Origin of the sequence: Desulfomicrobium escambiense DSM 10707 (genome assembly GCF_000428825.1) — a bacterium.
GTDB lineage: Bacteria > Desulfobacterota > Desulfovibrionia > Desulfovibrionales > Desulfomicrobiaceae > Desulfomicrobium > Desulfomicrobium escambiense.
In genome coordinates this window covers 72,621-91,024 of record NZ_AUAR01000006.1, presented here as the reverse complement: position 1 = coordinate 91,024, position 18,404 = coordinate 72,621, and the positions used below count along the sequence as shown (strand labels likewise).

The 18,404-nt window shown below is 63.6% G+C and carries 15 protein-coding genes; 12 read left to right on the top strand and 3 right to left on the bottom strand.

Annotated elements, in window-relative coordinates:
* Positions 1–227: 227 nt before the first annotated feature.
* The 9 genes from G394_RS0107070 to G394_RS0107030 all read left to right on the top strand — a co-directional run bounded on the left by G394_RS0107070 (position 228) and on the right by G394_RS0107030 (position 10,572).
* Positions 228–608 carry a hypothetical protein gene (locus G394_RS0107070; protein WP_028577062.1) on the top strand — a complete coding sequence of 127 codons (381 nt, stop codon included), beginning with the start codon at positions 228–230 and terminating at the stop codon, positions 606–608.
* 95 nt (positions 609–703) lie between these two features.
* On the top strand, positions 704–1,111 hold the full coding sequence (locus tag G394_RS0107065) for a DUF2177 family protein (RefSeq protein WP_028577061.1): 408 nt from the start codon (positions 704–706) through the stop codon (positions 1,109–1,111).
* A gap of 12 nt (positions 1,112–1,123) precedes the next feature.
* Entirely contained in the window at positions 1,124–1,939 is an 816-nt protein-coding gene (locus tag G394_RS0107060; protein ID WP_028577060.1) for a DUF1295 domain-containing protein, read from the top strand.
* Positions 1,936–3,201, top strand: a complete 1,266-nt coding sequence (locus G394_RS0107055; RefSeq protein WP_028577059.1) for an NAD(P)/FAD-dependent oxidoreductase — start codon at positions 1,936–1,938, stop codon at positions 3,199–3,201. Before G394_RS0107060 ends, G394_RS0107055 begins: the two co-directional genes overlap by 4 nt.
* Positions 3,201–5,177: a DUF1365 family protein gene (locus G394_RS0107050; RefSeq protein ID WP_028577058.1), complete on the top strand. Its 1,977-nt coding sequence runs from the start codon at positions 3,201–3,203 to the stop codon at positions 5,175–5,177. The genes G394_RS0107055 and G394_RS0107050 overlap by 1 nt, the downstream gene beginning before the upstream one ends.
* On the top strand, positions 5,177–5,725 hold the full coding sequence (locus tag G394_RS18325; protein ID WP_051307018.1) for a DUF2878 domain-containing protein: 549 nt from the start codon (positions 5,177–5,179) through the stop codon (positions 5,723–5,725). The genes G394_RS0107050 and G394_RS18325 overlap by 1 nt, the downstream gene beginning before the upstream one ends.
* A gap of 351 nt (positions 5,726–6,076) precedes the next feature.
* Positions 6,077–8,098, top strand: coding sequence for a flagellar hook-length control protein FliK (locus G394_RS0107040; RefSeq protein WP_028577057.1), 2,022 nt, complete (start codon positions 6,077–6,079; stop codon positions 8,096–8,098).
* Positions 8,099–8,110: 12 nt separating this feature from the next.
* Complete coding sequence (locus G394_RS0107035) at positions 8,111–8,797, top strand: flagellar hook assembly protein FlgD (RefSeq protein ID WP_043774999.1); 687 nt, start codon at positions 8,111–8,113, stop codon at positions 8,795–8,797.
* A 38-nt stretch (positions 8,798–8,835) separates the two neighbouring features.
* Entirely contained in the window at positions 8,836–10,572 is a 1,737-nt protein-coding gene (locus tag G394_RS0107030) for a flagellar hook protein FlgE (RefSeq protein WP_028577055.1), read from the top strand.
* A 78-nt stretch (positions 10,573–10,650) separates the two neighbouring features.
* Here G394_RS0107030 and G394_RS0107025 read toward each other — a convergent pair whose 3' ends face one another.
* Positions 10,651–11,034, bottom strand: a complete 384-nt coding sequence (locus G394_RS0107025) for a flagellar protein FlaG (protein ID WP_028577054.1) — start codon at positions 11,032–11,034, stop codon at positions 10,651–10,653.
* A gap of 205 nt (positions 11,035–11,239) precedes the next feature.
* Between G394_RS0107025 and G394_RS0107020 the strand changes: the two genes are divergently transcribed.
* A complete protein-coding gene (locus tag G394_RS0107020) occupies positions 11,240–12,136 on the top strand; it encodes a flagellin N-terminal helical domain-containing protein (protein ID WP_028577053.1) in 897 nt (298 codons plus the stop codon).
* A 52-nt stretch (positions 12,137–12,188) separates the two neighbouring features.
* On the opposite strand, the gene rnc is transcribed toward G394_RS0107020, so the two are convergent.
* The gene (rnc, locus tag G394_RS18320; protein ID WP_051307017.1) at positions 12,189–12,953 is read right to left on the bottom strand and encodes a ribonuclease III; all 765 of its coding nucleotides are present in this window, start codon (positions 12,951–12,953) and stop codon (positions 12,189–12,191) included.
* A gap of 11 nt (positions 12,954–12,964) precedes the next feature.
* Here rnc and G394_RS0107010 point away from each other — a divergent pair, with 11 nt between their 5' ends.
* Both G394_RS0107010 and G394_RS0107005 read left to right on the top strand, forming a co-directional pair.
* Positions 12,965–15,076, top strand: coding sequence for an acetate--CoA ligase family protein (locus tag G394_RS0107010; protein WP_028577052.1), 2,112 nt, complete (start codon positions 12,965–12,967; stop codon positions 15,074–15,076).
* A 37-nt stretch (positions 15,077–15,113) separates the two neighbouring features.
* Entirely contained in the window at positions 15,114–16,175 is a 1,062-nt protein-coding gene (locus tag G394_RS0107005) for a phosphotransacetylase family protein (RefSeq protein ID WP_028577051.1), read from the top strand.
* Between the two features lie 346 nt (positions 16,176–16,521).
* Here the strand turns inward: G394_RS0107005 and cimA are convergent, their stop codons facing one another.
* Positions 16,522–18,141 carry a citramalate synthase gene (gene cimA / locus G394_RS0107000; protein WP_028577050.1) on the bottom strand — a complete coding sequence of 540 codons (1,620 nt, stop codon included), beginning with the start codon at positions 18,139–18,141 and terminating at the stop codon, positions 16,522–16,524.
* Between the last annotated feature and the right edge of the window lie 263 nt (positions 18,142–18,404).

Here is an 18,404-nt window from a genome sequence, read left to right as displayed (position 1 = left end):
GCGAGTCTTCGCGGATTGCAGGTTTCCTGGCAAGTCCGGAGCCCGCAAACCGCTACGGGGCGCCGTCCGCAAGCCTCGGCATTTCCGGCCGAGGATGCGGAAAATCTTTGTGACGCCCCTTGCCAGTTTTACCCGTGACATTAGTTAAACACTCAAGCTTTCTGTTGACGAAGAACTGTATTCGAGTATCACGATATCAAACTCGTAACATATTAGTGGAGGCAGTTATGGTTAACATGGACTACCCCGGACCGTGCTTTTCCTGTTCCGCGATTGATGGCTGCGCTTCCGAAGAAGCAAAGAAGCTGGCCGTGAAAGGCTACTGCAAGGGCGTCGAACGCGAGCTCAATGCCTGGAAGGCCACCCTGTACGACGTGATGGTCGGGTTCCTTGACCTTGGCGACAAGGACCGTGGCAAGCTCGTCGACGCCGTGGCCGAAATCAAGGCCCTGGTCCGCGAGATCGAGGCCAAGACCGCCCAACTCGAGGCCGAATGCCCCCTGGAGATGGCCCCGGTCGAAAAGGCCCTCGGAGACAAGATGAATTCGCTCAGGGTGCACTACACCAAGGCCATGGAAGTGATCGGAGCCGGTTCCTTTGGCGGCTGATCCGGTGCCTTGCGACTCGGACTGACGAAACGCGTCCGGCGAATGCCGCCGGGCGCGTTTTTTCTTCTGCAATCCCAAGATGCGGAGGGGTCTTCATGGGCGTCATGTTCTGGATAAAGCTGTATCTGGCCACAATTCCCGTTTTTTTCGCCATCGACATGCTCTGGCTGGGCGTGCTGGCCAGAAGTTTCTATCAAACCAGCCTGCGCCATCTCCTGAGTCCGGAAGTCAACTGGCCGGCGGCGTTCGTCTTCTATTTCATCTATATCGCCGGCATCCTGCTCTTTGCCGTGCGGCCCGGCCTGGAGGCCCAGTCCCTAGGCAGGGCCTGCCTGTGGGGGGCGCTCTTCGGCTTTTTCACCTACGCCACCTACGACCTGACCAACCTGGCCACCCTGCGGGACTGGCCCCTCAAAGTCGTGCTGGTTGATATCGCCTGGGGCACGGTCCTGTGCACCCTGGTCGCCGGCGGAAGCTACCTTCTTGCACTCAAGCTGGCCTGAAAGGGGGACGCGATGACGACAGTGTTGCTCGGCGCGGCCGTGGCCGTGCTCCTGGCCATGAACGCCATGTTCGTCGTGGGCATGTACACACGCGACAACAGCCGCATGGACATCGCCTACGGTCCGGTCCTGGCCTGGGTCGGGTTTGCCGCCTGGCTGGCTGGCGGGATGCCGGACCATTTCCGGCCCCTGGTCATGCTGGGGCTGGCCTGCCTGTGGGGTGGGCGGCTGGGGCTGCACATCGGCTTGCGCCACCGTGGCCGGGGCGAGGACTTCCGCTACCGGAATTTCCGCGAATCCTGGGGGGAGACCTTCGTCTGGCGCAGCTTCCTGCAGATCTACATGCTGCAGGGCGCGGTCATTCTCGTCGTGGCCGCGCCCATCCTGTTTGCGGTGGATCAGCCGGGTGGTGGTCCAGCCTGGTCCGACGCCCTGGGGCTTTCCCTCTTCGCCCTGGGCTTCTTCTTCGAGGCCGTGGGCGACTGGCAGCTCGCGCGCTTCAAGAAGAACCCGGACAACAGGGGCCGCGTCATGACCAGGGGTCTGTGGCGCTACACCCGGCACCCCAACTACTTCGGGGAGGCGACGGTGTGGTGGGGCTTCTTCTTCCTGGGGCTGGCGTCGCCGCTGGGTCTTTGGGGAGTGGTCAGCCCGCTGTTGATCAGTTTTCTGCTGCTCAAGGTCTCGGGCATCCCCATGCTTGAAGCCAGGTACGAGGGCAATCCCGAGTTCGAGGCCTACAGACGGGCGACGAGCGCCTTTTTTCCGAGGCCTCCGCGGAGCACGTCTTCCTCGGACGTCACCCCGGAGCCGGGAGGCGCGCCATGAAGCCTTCCGGAACCAGAAGGACCACGGCCGTCATCGGCGGCGGCGTGGCCGGGATCGTGGCCGCCCACCTGCTGCAGGACATCCGCGAGGTCACGGTTTTCGAGGCGGCGGACTACCTAGGCGGCCACACCCACACCGTCTCCGTGCCCGACGGGCCCGACGGCGGCACGCCCGTGGACACGGGATTCATCGTCTTCAACGAGGCCACCTACCCGTTCTTTATCCGTTTCCTCGACGAGCTGGGCGTCCCGTCCCGGGCGTCGGAGATGTCCTTCGGCTTCCACTGCGAGGGAACCGGACTGACCTATGCCGGCACGGACCTGAATGGGCTTTTCGTTCAACGCAGGAATATCGCGTCCCCCGAGTACTGGCGCTTCCTGTTCGAGATCGCGCGCTTCTGCCGCCAGGCCAAGGCCGACCTGGAGGCCGGCGGCAATCTGGGCACCCTGGACGAGTACGTCCGCAGCCGCCGCTATTCGCCGTTCATGGTCGAAAATTATCTCCTGCCCATGGCCGCGGCCATCTGGTCCACGCCGGCCGGGCGGGTGGGGCGGTTCCCGGCCCTGTCCTTCCTGCGCTTCTTTCGCAACCATGGCCTGTTGTCGCTGGTGGACAGGCCTCGCTGGAGGACCGTGAGCGGCGGCAGCTGCAGCTACGTCCGGGCATTCCTGCGCCGCTTTTCCGGCACCGTGCGCCTGAACGCACCCGTGGCCAAGGTTCTGCGCACGGGCGAGGGCGTGCGGGTGGAGGTGGAAGGGGATGGGCCGCAGGTCTTCGACGAGGTCGTCATCGCGGCCCACGCCGACCAGGCCCTGCGCATGCTGGGGGACCCGTCCGCGGACGAGGCGCGACTGCTGGGAGCGTGGCGCTACGAGGAAAACAGGACGGTTCTGCACACCGACGTCTCGGTCATGCCGCGGGAGCGCGCGGCCTGGGCCTGCTGGAATTTTCGCCGCGTGGCGGGCGAGGACAGGAACGTCTTCGTCACCTACGCCATGAACCTGCTGCAGGGGCTGGCCGGCGACAGGCAGTTTCTCGTGACCCTGAACCGCCCGACACCCCATGACGCGTCGCAGGTCCTGGCCGATCTCGTCTATCACCATCCCGTCTATACCGATGAGTCCATGGCAACACAGGCCGAACTGGACTCGTTGAACGGGCGGCGGGGAACGTGGTTCTGTGGCAGCTATTTCGGGTACGGTTTCCACGAGGACGCCGTGCGTTCGGCCCACGCGGCGGCGGAAAGCCTGAGGAGAACCTGATGCGTTCGAGGATCTATGCCGGAACCTTGCGTCACAAGCGGCTGCTTGGGGTGGAACACGGCTTTGACTACGGCCTGCACATGTACGCCCTGGACCTGGATGACCTGGACGAGCTGGACTGCGCCTGCCGCCTGTTCGGCCACAACCGCGTCCGGCCTCTGGCCCTGCACGACCGCGATTATCTTTTCCCCGGGGACTCCCCTCTGCGGGAGAAGGTCCTGCGCGCCCTGCGCGAGAACGGCATCGGGGAGGAGCCGGCCAGGGTCGTGCTGCTGACGGCCCTGCGCCAGTTCCATTACGTCTTCAACCCGGCCAGCTTCTTCTACTGCTTCGATGCCTCGGAGCGGCTTTTTTGCGTTCTGGCGCAGGTCAACAACACCTTCGGCGAGACCCACCTTTACGTGCTCACGCCCCACCCCGACACGGGCCGCTTCGGGACGCCCAAGGCCTTTCACGTTTCCCCGTTCTTTCCGCGCGAGGGGCGCTACGAGTTCGAGTTTTCCGCCCTGGGCGATGACATGCGGGTAGCCATCACCTACGTCCTGGGGGACGGACCGGCCCTGACGGCGTCCTTCAGCGGCGTCTCGCGTCCCGTCACGTGCGCGAACCTGGCCCGGCTGCTCCTGCGCCATCCCCTGCGGGCGGCCGCCACGTTCCCGCGCATCCTGGCCCAGGCGGCGCGGCTTTATTTCCGGAAGAAGCGTCCCGTCTTTCCCAAACCCGAACCCGCCTCGGCCATGACCATCCGTCAGGCCCCGCCGACGGTGGCCGACAGGGTGGGCCGGGCGGCGGTGACCGCCTTTCTGCGCCGTCTCGACCATGGGCGCCTGACCATGACCCTGCCCGACGGCGGCCGGGAAACTTTCGGGCCGGATGAAGGCGGGCCACGGGTCGAGCTGGCCGTGCACAGGCCGCGCTTTTTCCAGCGCACGCTCTTTTCGGGGGACATCGGCTTCGGCGAGGCCTATGCCGACGGCGACTGGACCGCGCCGGACCTGACGGGCCTGCTGCGCCTGCTGGCCCTGCGCGAGGAAACATTGAACGACCGCCGGTTCCTGCCGGCACTGGCCGGCCGGACCCTGAACTTTCTGGCCCATCTGCGTCGGCCCAACACCGTGTCCGGAAGCCGGCGCAACATCACCGAGCACTACGACCTGGGCAACGAGTTCTACAGGCTTTTCCTGGACCGGACCATGTCCTACTCCAGCGGCATCTTTCAGCGTGACGGGGACAGCCTGGAGCAGGCTCAGCAGAACAAGATGGGCGCGGTCCTGGAGATGGCCGGCATCGGCCCGGGCGACCATGTCCTGGAGATCGGCTGCGGGTGGGGCGGCTTCGCCCTGGAAGCGGTGCGGCGTACAGGCTGCCGGCTGACGGGCATCACCATCTCCGCGGAACAGCACCGGTTGGCTACGCAGCGCGTGCGCGAGGCCAGCCTGGACGACCGCATCGACATCCGGCTGGAGGATTACCGGCACGTGCAGGGTGTCTTCAGCCGGATCGTGTCCATTGAGATGCTCGAAGCAGTGGGGCACGGCAACCTGCCCGAGTACTTCGAGGCCGTGGACCGCCTGTTGGCTCCCGGCGGCAGGGCCGTGATCCAGGTCATCACCATGCCCGACCGGAAATACGACGCCTACCGCCGCGGTTCCGACTGGATCCGCAAGCATATTTTCCCCGGTGGCCATCTGCCTTCCCTGGGGGCCATGGTCGCGGCCATGAGCGCACGCACACGGCTAGGTCCCACTCGTCTCGACGATATCGGGCTCCACTATGCGCGGACCCTGCGGCTCTGGCGGGAGGCGCTGCTGGCCCGTCGCGCGGACGTCCTCGCCCAGGGCTTTGACGAGACCTTCCTGCGCAAGTGGGAGTATTATTTCAGCTATTGCGAGGCCGGTTTTCTGTGCCGCACGGTGCGCAACTACCAGATGCAGCTATCCAGGATGGGCGAGCCCGACGCGGGTGGAGGCGTCTGATGTCCGGCCTGCTGCGCACCAGGGTCCTCAATTTCGTTCTCTACCAGTCAGGCTGGCTCTGCTGCGTTCTCGGCGCAGCCAACGGTCGGCCATGGCTGGGCGCGGGCCTTGGGCTTGTGCCGGTTCTTGCGCACCTGGGGCTGGCCCGCAGACGGGGAGAAGAGGCCTCCCTCATGCTGGGCGCACTGGCACTGGGCATCGTGGTCGACACGCTGCACATGCGAATGGGGACCCTGTCTTTCCAAGGCGGGCTCCTTGTGTCCGGGTTCCCTCCTCCCTGGCTTCTGCTGCTGTGGCTGCAGTTCGCCTCGACTCTGCGGTATTGTCTGAGTTGGCTCTTGGGGCGGTATGTTCTCGGGGCTGTTCTCGGATTCGTGGCCGGCGCAGTCGCGTATTGGGCAGGGGTGCGTCTCGGCGCGGCGACGTTCGGGGTGGACACGGCGCACGGCCTTCTGCGCATCGGCCTGAGTTGGGGGATTTGTTTGCCGCTGCTGCTGATCATTGCCCAAAGGGCGGAGGAGGAGGGCGGGACGTACCGTTTCTTCTGAATGCGCGGGCACGCTCCCTTTGCGTGCATTATCGGCTTGCATGAACGAAAAACGCCCGGCGGGTTCGCCGGGCGTTTTTCGTTGGGAGCGGGAGAGGCGGCTGGAAGGTTTGGCTGAGAAGCCAGCTCAGCCAAACCGTTCACTGCCATGACGCGATAGTCGAGTTCCGATTAGCATGGCGGTGCGAAAAAAGTAAATCAAAAAGAGTATGTATGACAAAAATAGAGTGTTTTGTAGTACGTGCCCCTGAGGCCTTTCAGCCAGAGTCGTCCGGGTCCGGCAACGGTTTCAAGGCCGTATTTCGAGCTTTGGCCCGTCTTTTGATCTGCTTGCGGCAGCAGGAGGTGGATCATGCAGTTTTTTCCCGCCATGGCACCGGGTTTTGGACCTTCGTCGCAGGCTTTTTCCCGTTTCGATTTCATGGACGCGCGGGCTGGCCAGGATTTCTCCGGCCTTCTTTCCGAGCAGATGAAGCAGCCCGACCCGCAGGACATGACATCGAGGCCGATCGAAAGCGAGCCCGTCTCCGGTCCGGAACCGGCTGCGACGGAATACCGTACCCAGGACGCAGCCCCGGCCGCAGCCGTCGTGGACGAGGGCGCTCCGCAGCGGGAAGAGGCGCCCGCGAGTCATGAACGCCATGCGGAAAGCGATGCCCGGTCTGAAGCCGGTCGGGCCGACGATCCGGCAAAAGCTGCCGAGAATGTCCATGACGCGCCGCGCAAGGAGGAAGGCAAGGCCGCGAAAACCGGGGAGGGCGACTCGGAGTCGACGTCGTCCGGGGTTTCGGACGGTGCTGCGCCGCAAGACGCCGGGTCTCCTGACACGGAAGCGTTGCAGGAGGAGTTGGACGCTGTGGAGCAGGAGGCCAAGGGGCGGGCGGCCGTGAACCCCGACGTGGACGCCAGGATCAAGGCCCTGCGGGAACTGCTGGGCACCTTGCACCAGGCCGACCCGGCAGAGCGCAGCGAGTTGGCCGTGACCCTTGGGGCGCAGATCAAGGAGTTGCGAGAGGAACTCGTCGCGCCGGGCGCCAAGGCCGAAAGGGCGGACCATGCGTTGTCCCGCGCTGCGGCCGAAGGGGCGGAAAAATCCGCTTTGCATTCGCAGGCGCGGGCAGTTCGCAAGGGGCGGGACGGGGAAGCGTCGGTCCATGCTGCTGCGGCCGGTCGGAATGCGGGCGGCTCCGTGAAGGCCGCGCACGCGTCTGTTGCGCCAGACGCCGGAACGGACATGGCGCTGGCCGGCAAGGGTCGGGTCCAGGCATCGACGGACTCCGTCCATGAGGCCACAAAAGAGGTGACGTCCGCGCAGAACGAGCCGAAGGCGGCTGCCGGGGCGTCCGTGGCTGAGGGGTCCGCGGGTGCGGCCGGTCTCGCGGACGGTGCCCGCGCCGACGGCAAAGCGCAGGCGGAGGATGTGCTCGGACGCGCCGGGACCAAGGCCCATGCGGCGGACACGGGCGCTGCGCAGACGCCGAGCGAGGCCGTCGACGAGAACCGGGCCGCCGGGAACAAGCCGACGGCGACCGCTCAGGAAACGGCTCTCAAGGCCTCTGTCGACAGCGCGCCACGTGAGGCCGGGAAGAGTCATGGCGCCGTTCAGGCCGCCGAACTCGTCGGCCGTGGCGAAGCAGCCAGGGACCATGGAGTTGCCGCGGACGCCTCGCGGGCCGATGCGACGGATGCGCGAAACGTCGCGCCTGCACAGGCTAACGGCGCCAAGGGCGACCAGGCCCGTCAGGACGCACGTCAGGGATTTTTCGGCGCCAGGGGTGAGGAGCAGCCCCGGCAGGCCAAGCCCGTGGCTTCGGCATCCGGCAAAATCGTACACGAGGCCGAGGCCCAGGCCCTGGGAACAGGGCAGAATACGCAGTCAGCCGCCCTGCAGCGTGGCGAATCCCCGGTCAGTTCGCGCTCCGCGGAAGTCTACAGGCAGGTAGAGACCGGCGCCTTCCGCAATCTCGGGCAGGGCGTCAAGCAGCTTGTCATCCGGCTGGACCCCGAGGAGTTGGGCCAGGTCAGCGTGATCCTGCAGGTCAAGGGCAAGGAGGTCCAGGCCGTACTGCGGGCCAGCAGCCAGGAGACTTCGCAGGCCCTGGGCGAGCAGCTTTCCCAGTTGCGGACCCAGCTGGAGTCCCAGGGTCTCAAGGTCGGCAAGCTCGAGGTCCAGACCCAGCTGGCGGATTCCCAGGGGCAATCCCAATGGCAGGGCGCCGAGCAGCACAACCGCTACCAGGAGAACCGGGAACTGGCCCTCTCGGGCCAGCGCTGGCGCACCCTCGAACGGGTGGACTCCGGACTGGTCCGGGAAGTGCAAAGTGGAGTCCAGAGGGAAAATCTTTCCCAAAGAGGACTGGATATCTTTGCCTGAGAGGGGTGGGTCATGATCGATCAGATTCTGTCGCAGCAGGGCGGTTTTTACGGGGCCGAAACGAAGAGCGCCAACGACGTGCTGGGCAAGGACGCGTTCCTCAAGCTGCTCGTGACGCAGCTGCAGAACCAGGATCCCCTGAACCCACTCGACGACAAGGAATTCATTGCCCAGTTGGCGCAGTTTTCGAGTCTGGAGCAGATGTCCAACGTCGCCGAAGGCATCAACGCCCTGACGAACAAGACCGCCCAGCAGGACATGATGAGCGCCGTCGGCTACATTGGCAAGCAGATCGCGGCCTCGGGTTCCAGCATGACTAAGGTCGAGAACTATGCCACGCCGGTCTATTTCACGTTGAAGGACGCAGCGGCCACGGTCCACGCAAACATTTACGACGCCAACAATAACCTCGTGCGCACGGAGAAGTTCACCTCCATGCAGGCCGGAGAGTTCGAGTTCAGCTGGGACGGCACCGACTACAACGGGGCCCCGGTCGATAACGGCCAGTACAACGTGTATTTTTCGGCCGAAAGCGCCACGGGCAAAGCCGTCTTCGTCGATACCGAAGTCACCGGGATCGTGACCGCGGTGGAGCAGGGCGATGACCAGACCTACTTCCGCCTGAGCGACGGGCGCAAGATCGGTTTCAGCGACATCAAGAAGGTCGTGCAACCGGCGGTCACGTCAACGGAATCATAGATTTTTGCCGCGTCAGCGGCGGAACAAGGGGGTAACATATGGGCTTGTCAGCATCGATGTATTCCGCGACCAGCGGCCTCAAGGTCCACGGCGAGGACATGACCGTCATCGGCAATAACATCTCCAACGTCTCAACCATCGGCTACAAGGCCTCGCGCATGTACTTCGAGGACGCCCTGAGCCAGCAGGTCACCACGGCCTCGGGCGTGGGGCAGGTCGGGCGCGGCGTGTCCGTGGGTACGGTCATGGGTGACTTCTCCCAGGGCTCCCTGGAGACTACGACGGAGTCTACGGACTTGGCCATCGGCGGCAATGGGTTTTTCGTCGTATCGCCCGCCGGACAGGAGCTCAGCTACTATACCCGTGCCGGAAATTTCCGTTTCGACGAGGACGGATACCTGGTCGACCCGCATGGGTACCGCCTTCAGGGGTGGGAAGTGCAGCAGGGTGCGTCGAGCGCCGCGGCAAGCGGCACGACGACGGTAGAAGAAAACACGGGCATCAAGATTGTTGGCGTTCCTCAGGACGTTAAGCTGGAGAATTTTCAGTCCCCGCCCCAGGCCACGAGTCGCGTGGACCTGATCGTCAACGTGGACTCCAATTCCGAAGATAAAAGTGTTAGCGATAGCGCCCCCTTCACAGCATTGTTTGACGGCTACAAAGCGACATCGGCGACTCCACTGAGCGAAGAGGACTACGCGTATCAGAGCACGATAAAGGTCTACGACGAAAACGGATCCTCGCACACGCTGACGGTCTACATGGATCCAGTTAAAAACGATGGAGTTCAGGACGCAGCAGGGGGGAAGAAATATTGGGAGTACATTGTCGCCGTGCCCCCGAATGACGACAACAGGGTTTTCATGGACGAAACCAGAGAGACGCGTGGCATTCTGATGGCCGGTACCTTGACGTTCAACGCTGCCGGCGAGTTGGAGAACATGTCGGCGTTCACGATTCAAGACTATGATCTGACCGACCCAACATGGAATCCAGATGATATGGCGAACTGGGTACCTGCCGATTTTGCGGAGAGCGGTTACCCCATGTGTACTGCCAATTTTCTCGGTACAAGCGATGGAAGTATTACCGGTGACATAACCGAGTCCAGAGCAAAGAACACCAAGCCCATCGAGATCAACTTTGGCATACGGAACAAGACGAGCTATTGGGATCCAGGGCTTGTCATCGATAACCCCGACAACCCCACCGGCCCCCCCCTCTTCACTCCAGAAACCAACGGGCAGTCGAATCTGGGCGCGCTCCCGCAGCTCGATCCGGCGACGGGAGGCCTTGTGAGCGCCGGCTCACTTGGGACCATCAACGGCATGGATGCGACGGAGCCCAGCGCTCTTTCGACCACGAACTACTCCACGGGTTCCACGACCATCTTCCAGGCCCAGGACGGCTACACCGCCGGGTTCCTGCAGAACATCTCCGTGGACCGCGACGGCGTCATCACGGGGAGGTATTCCAACGGCCAGGTTCTGGAACTCTTTGCCGTGACCCTGGCTACCTTCAACAACAACTACGCCCTGTACCGCGAGGGCGGTAACCTCTTCTCCGAGACCCGCTCCTCGGGGCCGCCCATCACCGGTCTGGCCAACACCGGCGGCAAGGGCAGCATCGCCTCCAACTCCCTGGAGCAGTCCAACGTGGACCTGGCCACGGAGTTCGTGAAGATGATTACCACGGAAAAAGGCTTTCAGGCCAACTCCAAGACCATCACTACCGTCGACGGCATGCTGACGACCCTGATCCAGCTCAAGCGTTAACGAGCGCCTTTGAACAAAGTACGGAAGCCCGCGCTGCCAGTGTGCAGCGCGGGCTTCCGTGTTTTCGTTGGCTGGGCGTTAGAGTGCCTTGTCGAGGAACAGGCCGACCATGTTCTCGATGGACGCGGCCAGGTCGAGCATTTCGTCGGCCGGAATCTTGCGGATGAGCTTGTCCGTTTCCGGATCGCGAACCTCCACCTGGACCATGTCCGTGCGCTCGTCGATGTTGAATTTCAGGCTCACGCCGATGGAGGCCATGTAGGAATCGACTGCCTCTGTCAGATGCTGCAGCTTCTGCAGGGAAATTTCTTCCGTTTCGTCCTGAGGGGCGTTCGCCGTCCCGTCACGAAGCAGGGCGTGCAGATCGCGTTCGCTGCTATCCGGCGCGCTTCGCTGCTGGGCGACGTGGTCGACAGCCGTGAGCATTTCCTGGGGCTCGAAGGCAAGGGAGGATATTTTCATGGCCGTGGCCTCCTCGTGATATTCTGATTCATCCTATTGATCGGCAGGCGGCGGCAAAACTTTAGAACGGTCGGGGAGGCAAAATTGACCCGGTTTTTGACGCACAATCGAGTGCCTGTTTTTAATATATTGAAAATAAATGAAATATTAAAATTGGCATCCGGAGTGCATTGAGGCGTGTACAACCGCACAAGGAGGTCATCTCATGTCTTTGGTCATTAATCATAATATGATGGCGATGAACGCCGCCAGGAATTTGTCCCAGTCCTATGGAAATCTTTCCGTTTCGACCCGGCGCCTGTCCTCCGGACTGCGCGTAGGCACTGCCGCCGACGACGCGGCGGGCCTGGCCATCCGCGAGTTGATGCGCGCCGACATCGCCTCCCTCAACCAGGGCATGCGCAACGCCAATGACGCCATCTCCATGATCCAGACCGCCGACGGCGCCCTGCAGGTCATCGACGAGAAGCTCATCCGCATGAAGGAACTGGCCGAGCAGGCCGCCACCGGCACGTACACCTCGGACCAGCGCCTGATCATCGATTCCGAATACCAGGCCATGGCCTCGGAAATCACGCGAATCGCCAACGCCACGGACTTCAACGGCATCTATCTGCTGAACGGCAATCTTTCGAGCGACCAGTTCCAGGGAAGCGGCCTGCAGTCGAGCGGCAAGCTCAAGGTGCACTTCGGCTCCGGCAACGACTCGGCCGAGGACTACTACTACATCCAGATCGGCAACTCCACGGCTTCGGCCCTGGGCGTCGGCAACCAGAGCGATCCGGCCCTCGGCGGAGGTTACAGCATCTCCACGCAGGAGGGAGCACAGAGTTCCCTGGACGCCATCAACAAAGCCATCGTCTCCAAGGACAAGATCCGTGCGAGCCTCGGCGCCCTTCAGAACCGACTGGAGAACACCATCACCAACCTGAGCATCCAGGCCGAGAACCTGCAGGCCGCCGAGTCGCGCGTCTCCGACGTCGACGTGGCCCAGGAGATGACCGAGTTCGTGCGTAACCAGATCCTGACGCAGTCCGCCGTGGCCATGCTGGCCCAGGCCAACCAGCTGCCGCAGATGGCCATGCAGCTGATGCAGGGCTAGTGACGGGTATTCCGACTAGTGGCGATGATCAAAGACGGAAAGCCGGGGTGTTTCACTCCGGCTTTTTCGATTTGCGGGGCGCGGGTTGCACGGCGTCGTTGCCGGTCATGTCCGGGTAGCGTTCCTGCAGCAGGTGCAGCGCCTGTTCCGCCGCACCCTGTTCGGCCTTGCGCATGCTGCGCTCTTCCCATTCGAGACGGGTGCCGTCCGGCAGCGTCACGATGACGGAATAGAGCTTGGCGTGTTCGGGGCCGCGGCTGGCCCCGAGGGCGTAACTTGGCCGTGATTTCCAGATGCGTTGGGTGGCTTCCTGCAGCAGGCTCTTGAAGTCGCGCGGGCGGAAGGTCTCCGGAGGGGACGGCCAGTGCCCCTCGAACAAAAATTTGACGCGCTCCGAGGCGGCCTCCAAGCCGCCGTCGAGGTATACCGCGCCGAGGACTGCCTCCAGGGCGTCGCTCAGCACGGAATTCTTGTCCCTCCCCCCCTGACTTTCCTCACCCCGGCCCAGCAGTAGGCAGTCGCCCAGGCCCATGCGCCGAGCCACGCCGGCCAAGGCCGTCTCGCTGACCATGGCCGAGCGCATGCGGGTCAGATGTCCTTCCTGGGCGTCCGGAAACTTGCGGTACAGTTCGTCGGACACGGCCAGTTCAAGGACCGCGTCGCCCAGGAATTCAAGCCGCTCGTTGTGGGTCCCGCCGTGCTCGTTGGCATGGGACGTATGTGTCAGAGCCTGGATTAAAAGCTTGACTTGCTTGAACTCATAATGGATTCCAGACTGCAGTGTCCGCAGTGCATCGGAAGGAATTTCCAGAGACATCAAGGTTCTCCATGAGAGACGTTTATCTTCACGCCCTGTTTTCTCCCAAGGCCATCGCGGTCGTCGGCTCCCTCGACGGCGCGGGGGGCCCGGCACGTGTGATCCTGGCCAATCTCGAAGGCTCCGGGTATCAGGGGAGGATCGTGCCCGTCAATTGGACCGGCGAGCGCCCGGCCGACGCATTGGAGTCCCTCGGGGACATCGATCTGGCCGTGGTCTGCCTGCCGCCCGAGGCCGTTCTCGACGCCTTGGAGAGCATCGCCGACAAAGGCATTCGCACGGTCATCGTCACGTCGGCGGGGTTCCGCGAGATCGGCGGCCAGGGCTACTACCTCGAGGAGGCGGTCATCCAGCTGGCCGAGCGCCGGAACATGACGCTTCTGGGGCCCAACTGCCTCGGCGTGGCCTCCTGGGCAGACCGCATGAACGCGTCTCTCATCTCCCGTCTGCCCGCCGAGGGCAACATCGCCTTCTTTTCGCCCTCGGGTTCCATGTGCAACGCCATCCTGGACTGGGCCGCCAGCGAGGAGATCGGGTTCTCCAAGTTCGCCAGCCTCGGCAACCGGGCCGTCATCGACGAGGCGTCCATGCTCCAGTTCCTGGCCGAGGACCCGCAGACCCACGTGGTCATCGGCTATCTCGAAGGCATGAACAACGGCCGCCGCTTCGCGCGCATCAGCCAGACCATCACCCGCGAAAAACCCGTCATCATGCTCCAGGCGGGCATGACCGAGCACGGCCGCAAGGCAATTTCTTCCCATGTCGGCGCCCTGACCGGGTCCGAGCGCGCCTATCAGACGGCCCTCAGGCAGGCCGGCATCATTCAGGTCGACAACCTTTCGACCCTTTTCGACCTGGCGCGCATGTTCGGCACGCAGCCGCTGCCCAAGGGGGCGAGCCTGGCCATCGTGACCAACTCTGGCGGGGCGGGCATCCTGGCCGCCGATGGCATGGCCGGGACCAGCCTCAATCTTGCGCGCCTGGGCCGGGAAACGGCCCAGCGGCTGGGGGAAATCCTGCCCAGCCACATGCAGGCCTCCAACCCCGTGGACATCGGCATGCAGGCCTCGCCCGAACAGTACGCCCGCGCCGTGGAGCAGGTCGCCCGCGACCGTCAGGTACACATGGTCCTGGTGGTCATCGCCCCGGGGCTGGGGGTGGACATGCCGGCCATCGCGAAAGCTTTGGCCGCCCTGCCGAAAACCCTGGACGCCTCCATTGCGGTCTGCCTGTTGGGCCAGGAGGGCGTGCTGGAGGAGAAGCGCTTCCTGCAGCGCAGCGGCCTGCCCTGCTATTCCAACCCCAAGGCGGCCCTGACCAGCCTCGAGGCCATGATTCGCTACGCGCAGTGGAAGACCACCGCCTACCCCGTCGAGGTCTGCTACCGCCGCGACAAGGCCAAGGCCGAGCGCTTTCTGGAAGAGTACCTGGAGATCGGCAAGACCGAGCTTTTCGGCTTCGAGGTACAGCCCCTGCTGCAGGCCTACGAGCTGCAGTTCCCCCGGACCGAGCTGGCGCGCACCAGCCGCAGCGCCGCCAAGATCGCCAAGCGCCTGGCCTGCCCCGTGGCCCTCAAGATCGCCTCCCCCCACATCGAGTACAAGAGCGACGTGGGCGGCGTGGAACTCGGCCTGCAGACTCCGGAGGAGGTGCGGCAGGCTTTTCTGCACCTCACGTCCCGGGTGCAGTGCCTGCGCAGCGAGGCCTTCATCTCGGGCTGCCTCGTGCAGGAGATGATCCTCGGCAAATCCACGGAAGTCTGTATCCGCGCTCTCCGGGACCCCAAGTTCGGCCCCCTGGTTCGCTTCGGGCTTTCGGGCAGCCAGGCCGAAATCTTCCAGGACTATTCCCTGCGCCTTGCTCCCCTGTCCCTCGAAGATGCCGCGGGCATGATGCGCGAGCTCAAGGTCTTCTCGCTGCTCAAGCGAGAGCGGGGCCGGGACGCCCTGGACTTGCGGGCCCTGGAAGATGTACTTCTGACCGTGTCGCAGATGACGCTTGATTTCCCTGAAATTTACGCTCTGGAATTCGACCCTGTCTTGGTGACCTCGCGGGGGGCGTGGATCGCCGGGGCGCGGATGTCCCTTTTGCCGCATGCCGAAGAGCGGGGGCGTGACCGATAACCGAGCCTCAATATCTCAGTCCTGATCAGGAGGGTGTATGGTAGGAATTTATGTTGGCGCGACGTCCGGCTATTCCGGAAAGAACATGATCGCCATGGGCATCGGGCTCAAGCTCCAGAAGGAGGGTTACCGGGTCGGCTACATGAAGCCCGTGGGCGCCCTTCCGCAGGAAAAGAACGGCGTTCTCGGCGATGCCGACGCGTTCTTTGTCCAGGACATCCTGGGTCTGGCCGAAAATCCGGCCCTGGTCACTCCCGTGGTCGTCGACCAGGACTTCAAGATGAAGGCCTTCACCGGCAAGTGCGACGATCTCATGCCGCGCATCAAGGCCGCCTACGACGAACTGAGCAAGGACAAGGACGTCATGATCGTGGCCGGGTCGGGCAGCATGTACTCGGGCAAGTACTGCGGCCTGGACGGCGTCAGCGTGGTCAAGGCCTTAGGGATAAAGGCGATCGTCATCGATCGCTTCGTCAAGGAGCTGAACTACGACTACCTGCTGTCCATGAAGGAGCGCCTGGACGACCAGCTCCTGGGCGTGCTCCTGAACGACATCCCGCCGTCCTTCAAGGAGGAGCTCGACACCCTCCTGCACCCCTTCCTGGAGAGCAAGGGCATCAAGGTCCTGGGCAAGATCCCGAGCGACCCCCTCATGGGCGCCATCAAGGTCGCCGACCTGGCCGACCGCCTCGGCGGCCGCATCATCACCGCCCAGGACAAGTCCGAGCGCGTGGTCGAGAATTTCCTCATCGGCACCATGCAGGTCGAGAACTTCATGACCCATTTCCGCAAGAGCAAGAAGTCGGCGATCATCGTCGGCGGCGACCGCTCGGACGTGCAGCTGGTGGCCCTGGAAGGGCAGTGCCAGTGCCTGGTCCTGACGGGCAACCTCTACCCCAACGACATCATCATGACGCGGGCCGAGGTCCTCGAAGTGCCCATTGTGGTCGTCCGCGACGATACCTTCACCGTGGCCAAGAAGATGGAAGCCATCCTCTCGCGTCACAAGCTGCGCGACGTGATCAAGATTCAGCACGGCTCACAGCTGGTCAGCTCCATCATCGACTTCCCGTACATGAAGGACGCTCTGGGAATCTGAAAATCCTGGTCGGAACCCAAAAAAAGCCCCGAACTTCCGGGGCTTTTTTTTGCGGGAGTGCCGACTGACGGAAGCGCCGATAGCGTTCGGGACATGACACGAGGATGGATCCCCGCCTTCGCGGGGATGACGCCCAGGCAGGACGATTCGATTCGCAGGCTTCCAGCCTTCGCGGGGATGACGCCCAGGCATGGCGATTCGATTCGCGGTCTCCCAGTCTTCGCGGGGATGACGCCCAGGCAGGGCGATTCTGCCCTTTGTCATTCCCGCAAAGGCGGGAATCCATCTTCTCTTGCGCCGACATGGCGTCGCCAGGCCGTATCCCGGATCTGCTCCCGAGCCGCCGTCAGATCTCCCGGATGGCCTGGGTCAGCTTCTTCTGGTCGTCCTTGAAGAGCTTGTAGTTGATGGAATCCTCCAGGGCCTGGCGGCTGGCCTCGATGATGTTGTAGGACACGCCGACCGTGGTCCAGCGGCTCTTCTGGTCCCCGGATTCGATCAACACCCGCACGACGGAAGCCGTCCCGCTGTGCCCCTCTTCCTTGTTCGCCACGGCCAGCACCCGCACCTTGAAGTCCAGCAGGCGCATTTCGCCCAGGTTCGGGTAGAAGCGCTCCAGCCCCTTGCGCAGCGCGCAGTCCATGGCGTTGACCGGGCCCTTGCCCGTGGCCGCCGTGTGTTCGACCATGCCGCCCACGCGGAGCATGACCGTGGCCTCGGTAAAGGGCGCGACGCCTTCGGTGAAGACCGAGTCCAGGATGCGGAAGCTCATCAGTCGGAAATAGTTGCGCGCCCGGCCGAGCACGCGGTTGACCAGCAGTTCGTAGGAGGCTTCGGCGGCCGAGTACTCGTAGCCCTGGTCTTCGCGGTTTTTCAGCTCCGTCAGCAGTTCCAGGACGAAGGGGTCGCCCTTGTCCAGTTCGAAGCCGTACTGCTTGGCCTTGTACAGGATGTTGGACTGACCGGCCAGGTCCGAGAGAATGATGCGCTGCTTGTTGCCGACGAGTTCGGGCTCGATGTGCTCGTAGGTGCGCGGGTTGCGGCGCACGGCCGCGACGTGCACCCCGCCCTTGTGGGTGAAGGCCGACTGGCCCGTATAGGGCTGGCGCTTGAAGCAGCGCAGGTTGGCCACCTCGGCCACGAAGGCCGCGGTCTCGGTCAGGCGCTCCAGGTGTCCGGCGGGCAGGCAGGACAGGCCCATCTTCAGTTCGAGGTTGGGGATGATGGAGCAGAGGTTGGCGTTGCCGCAGCGCTCGCCGTACCCGTTGATGGTGCCCTGGACCTGGACCGCGCCATGGCTCACTGCCGCCAGGGAGTTGGCCACGGCCAGCTCGCAGTCGTTGTGCACGTGGATGCCCAGGCGCGCCTGGGGCAGCCGCTCCCGCACGGTGTCCATGATGGATGCGATTTCCTCCGGGAGGCTGCCGCCGTTGGTGTCGCACAGGACCAGAAGCTCCGCGCCGGCGTCCCAGGCGGTGCGCAGGCAGGTCAGGGCGTACTCGGGGTTGGTCTTGAAGCCGTCGAAGAAGTGCTCGGCGTCGTAAAAAAGCTCCTGGGCATGGGGCCGCAGGAAGGCGAGAGAATCGCGGATGAGTTCCAGGTTGCGTTCGAGGGTGATCTTCAGGGCGTCGGTGACATGGATGTCCCAGGTCTTGCCGAAGATGGTCAAAACCGGCGCCCCGGACTCCACCAAAGCCAGCAGGTTCTGGTCGTTCTCGGCCGAAACCTTGGCGGCGTGCGTGGAGCCGAAAGCGGCCAGTTTGGCCGTGCTCAGCTCGTACTGGCGCATTTCGGCGAAGAAGCGCTTGTCCTTGGGGTTGGAACCGGGCCATCCGCCTTCGATGTAGGCGATGCCGAGCTGGTCGAGCCTGGTGGCGATGCGCAACTTGTCCTCGGTGGACAGGTTCAGCTCCTCGGACTGCGTGCCGTCGCGCAGGGTGGTGTCGTAGATCTGGATGGTGTTCATGGTTCTCCCGGGATTATCTCCGGCTTCGCGCGTCCTGTGCGGGCGGCGTGTCGGGCGACAGGTTGAGTTCCCCCTCGAAAGCGAAAAAGCCCCCGGACCTTGCGGTCGGGGGGCTTTGCTTGCGCGGACGTCCGTGTGGTGCAGGCGCGTCACTCCCCCGACCGTGACCGGATGATCACGGAAATCAGAATAATAATGGAAATGGGGGTGGAAACTGTTTTCATATGCTGCACCTTTCTGCGTTGATGAACAATGGAGAATCG

Coding starts and splice junctions, on each gene's coding strand:
- G394_RS0107025 (WP_028577054.1), bottom strand. CDS start 11,034: ATGAAAATATCCTCCCTTGCCTTCGAGCCCCAGGAAATGCTCACGGCT.
- G394_RS0107055 (WP_028577059.1), top strand. CDS start 1,936: ATGAAGCCTTCCGGAACCAGAAGGACCACGGCCGTCATCGGCGGCGGC.
- G394_RS0107065 (WP_028577061.1), top strand. CDS start 704: ATGGGCGTCATGTTCTGGATAAAGCTGTATCTGGCCACAATTCCCGTT.
- cimA (WP_028577050.1), bottom strand. CDS start 18,141: ATGAACACCATCCAGATCTACGACACCACCCTGCGCGACGGCACGCAG.
- G394_RS0107020 (WP_028577053.1), top strand. CDS start 11,240: ATGTCTTTGGTCATTAATCATAATATGATGGCGATGAACGCCGCCAGG.
- G394_RS0107070 (WP_028577062.1), top strand. CDS start 228: ATGGTTAACATGGACTACCCCGGACCGTGCTTTTCCTGTTCCGCGATT.
- G394_RS0107060 (WP_028577060.1), top strand. CDS start 1,124: ATGACGACAGTGTTGCTCGGCGCGGCCGTGGCCGTGCTCCTGGCCATG.
- G394_RS0107035 (WP_043774999.1), top strand. CDS start 8,111: ATGATCGATCAGATTCTGTCGCAGCAGGGCGGTTTTTACGGGGCCGAA.
- G394_RS0107050 (WP_028577058.1), top strand. CDS start 3,201: ATGCGTTCGAGGATCTATGCCGGAACCTTGCGTCACAAGCGGCTGCTT.
- G394_RS0107040 (WP_028577057.1), top strand. CDS start 6,077: ATGCAGTTTTTTCCCGCCATGGCACCGGGTTTTGGACCTTCGTCGCAG.
- G394_RS0107030 (WP_028577055.1), top strand. CDS start 8,836: ATGGGCTTGTCAGCATCGATGTATTCCGCGACCAGCGGCCTCAAGGTC.
- G394_RS18325 (WP_051307018.1), top strand. CDS start 5,177: ATGTCCGGCCTGCTGCGCACCAGGGTCCTCAATTTCGTTCTCTACCAG.
- rnc (WP_051307017.1), bottom strand. CDS start 12,953: ATGTCTCTGGAAATTCCTTCCGATGCACTGCGGACACTGCAGTCTGGA.
- G394_RS0107005 (WP_028577051.1), top strand. CDS start 15,114: ATGGTAGGAATTTATGTTGGCGCGACGTCCGGCTATTCCGGAAAGAAC.
- G394_RS0107010 (WP_028577052.1), top strand. CDS start 12,965: ATGAGAGACGTTTATCTTCACGCCCTGTTTTCTCCCAAGGCCATCGCG.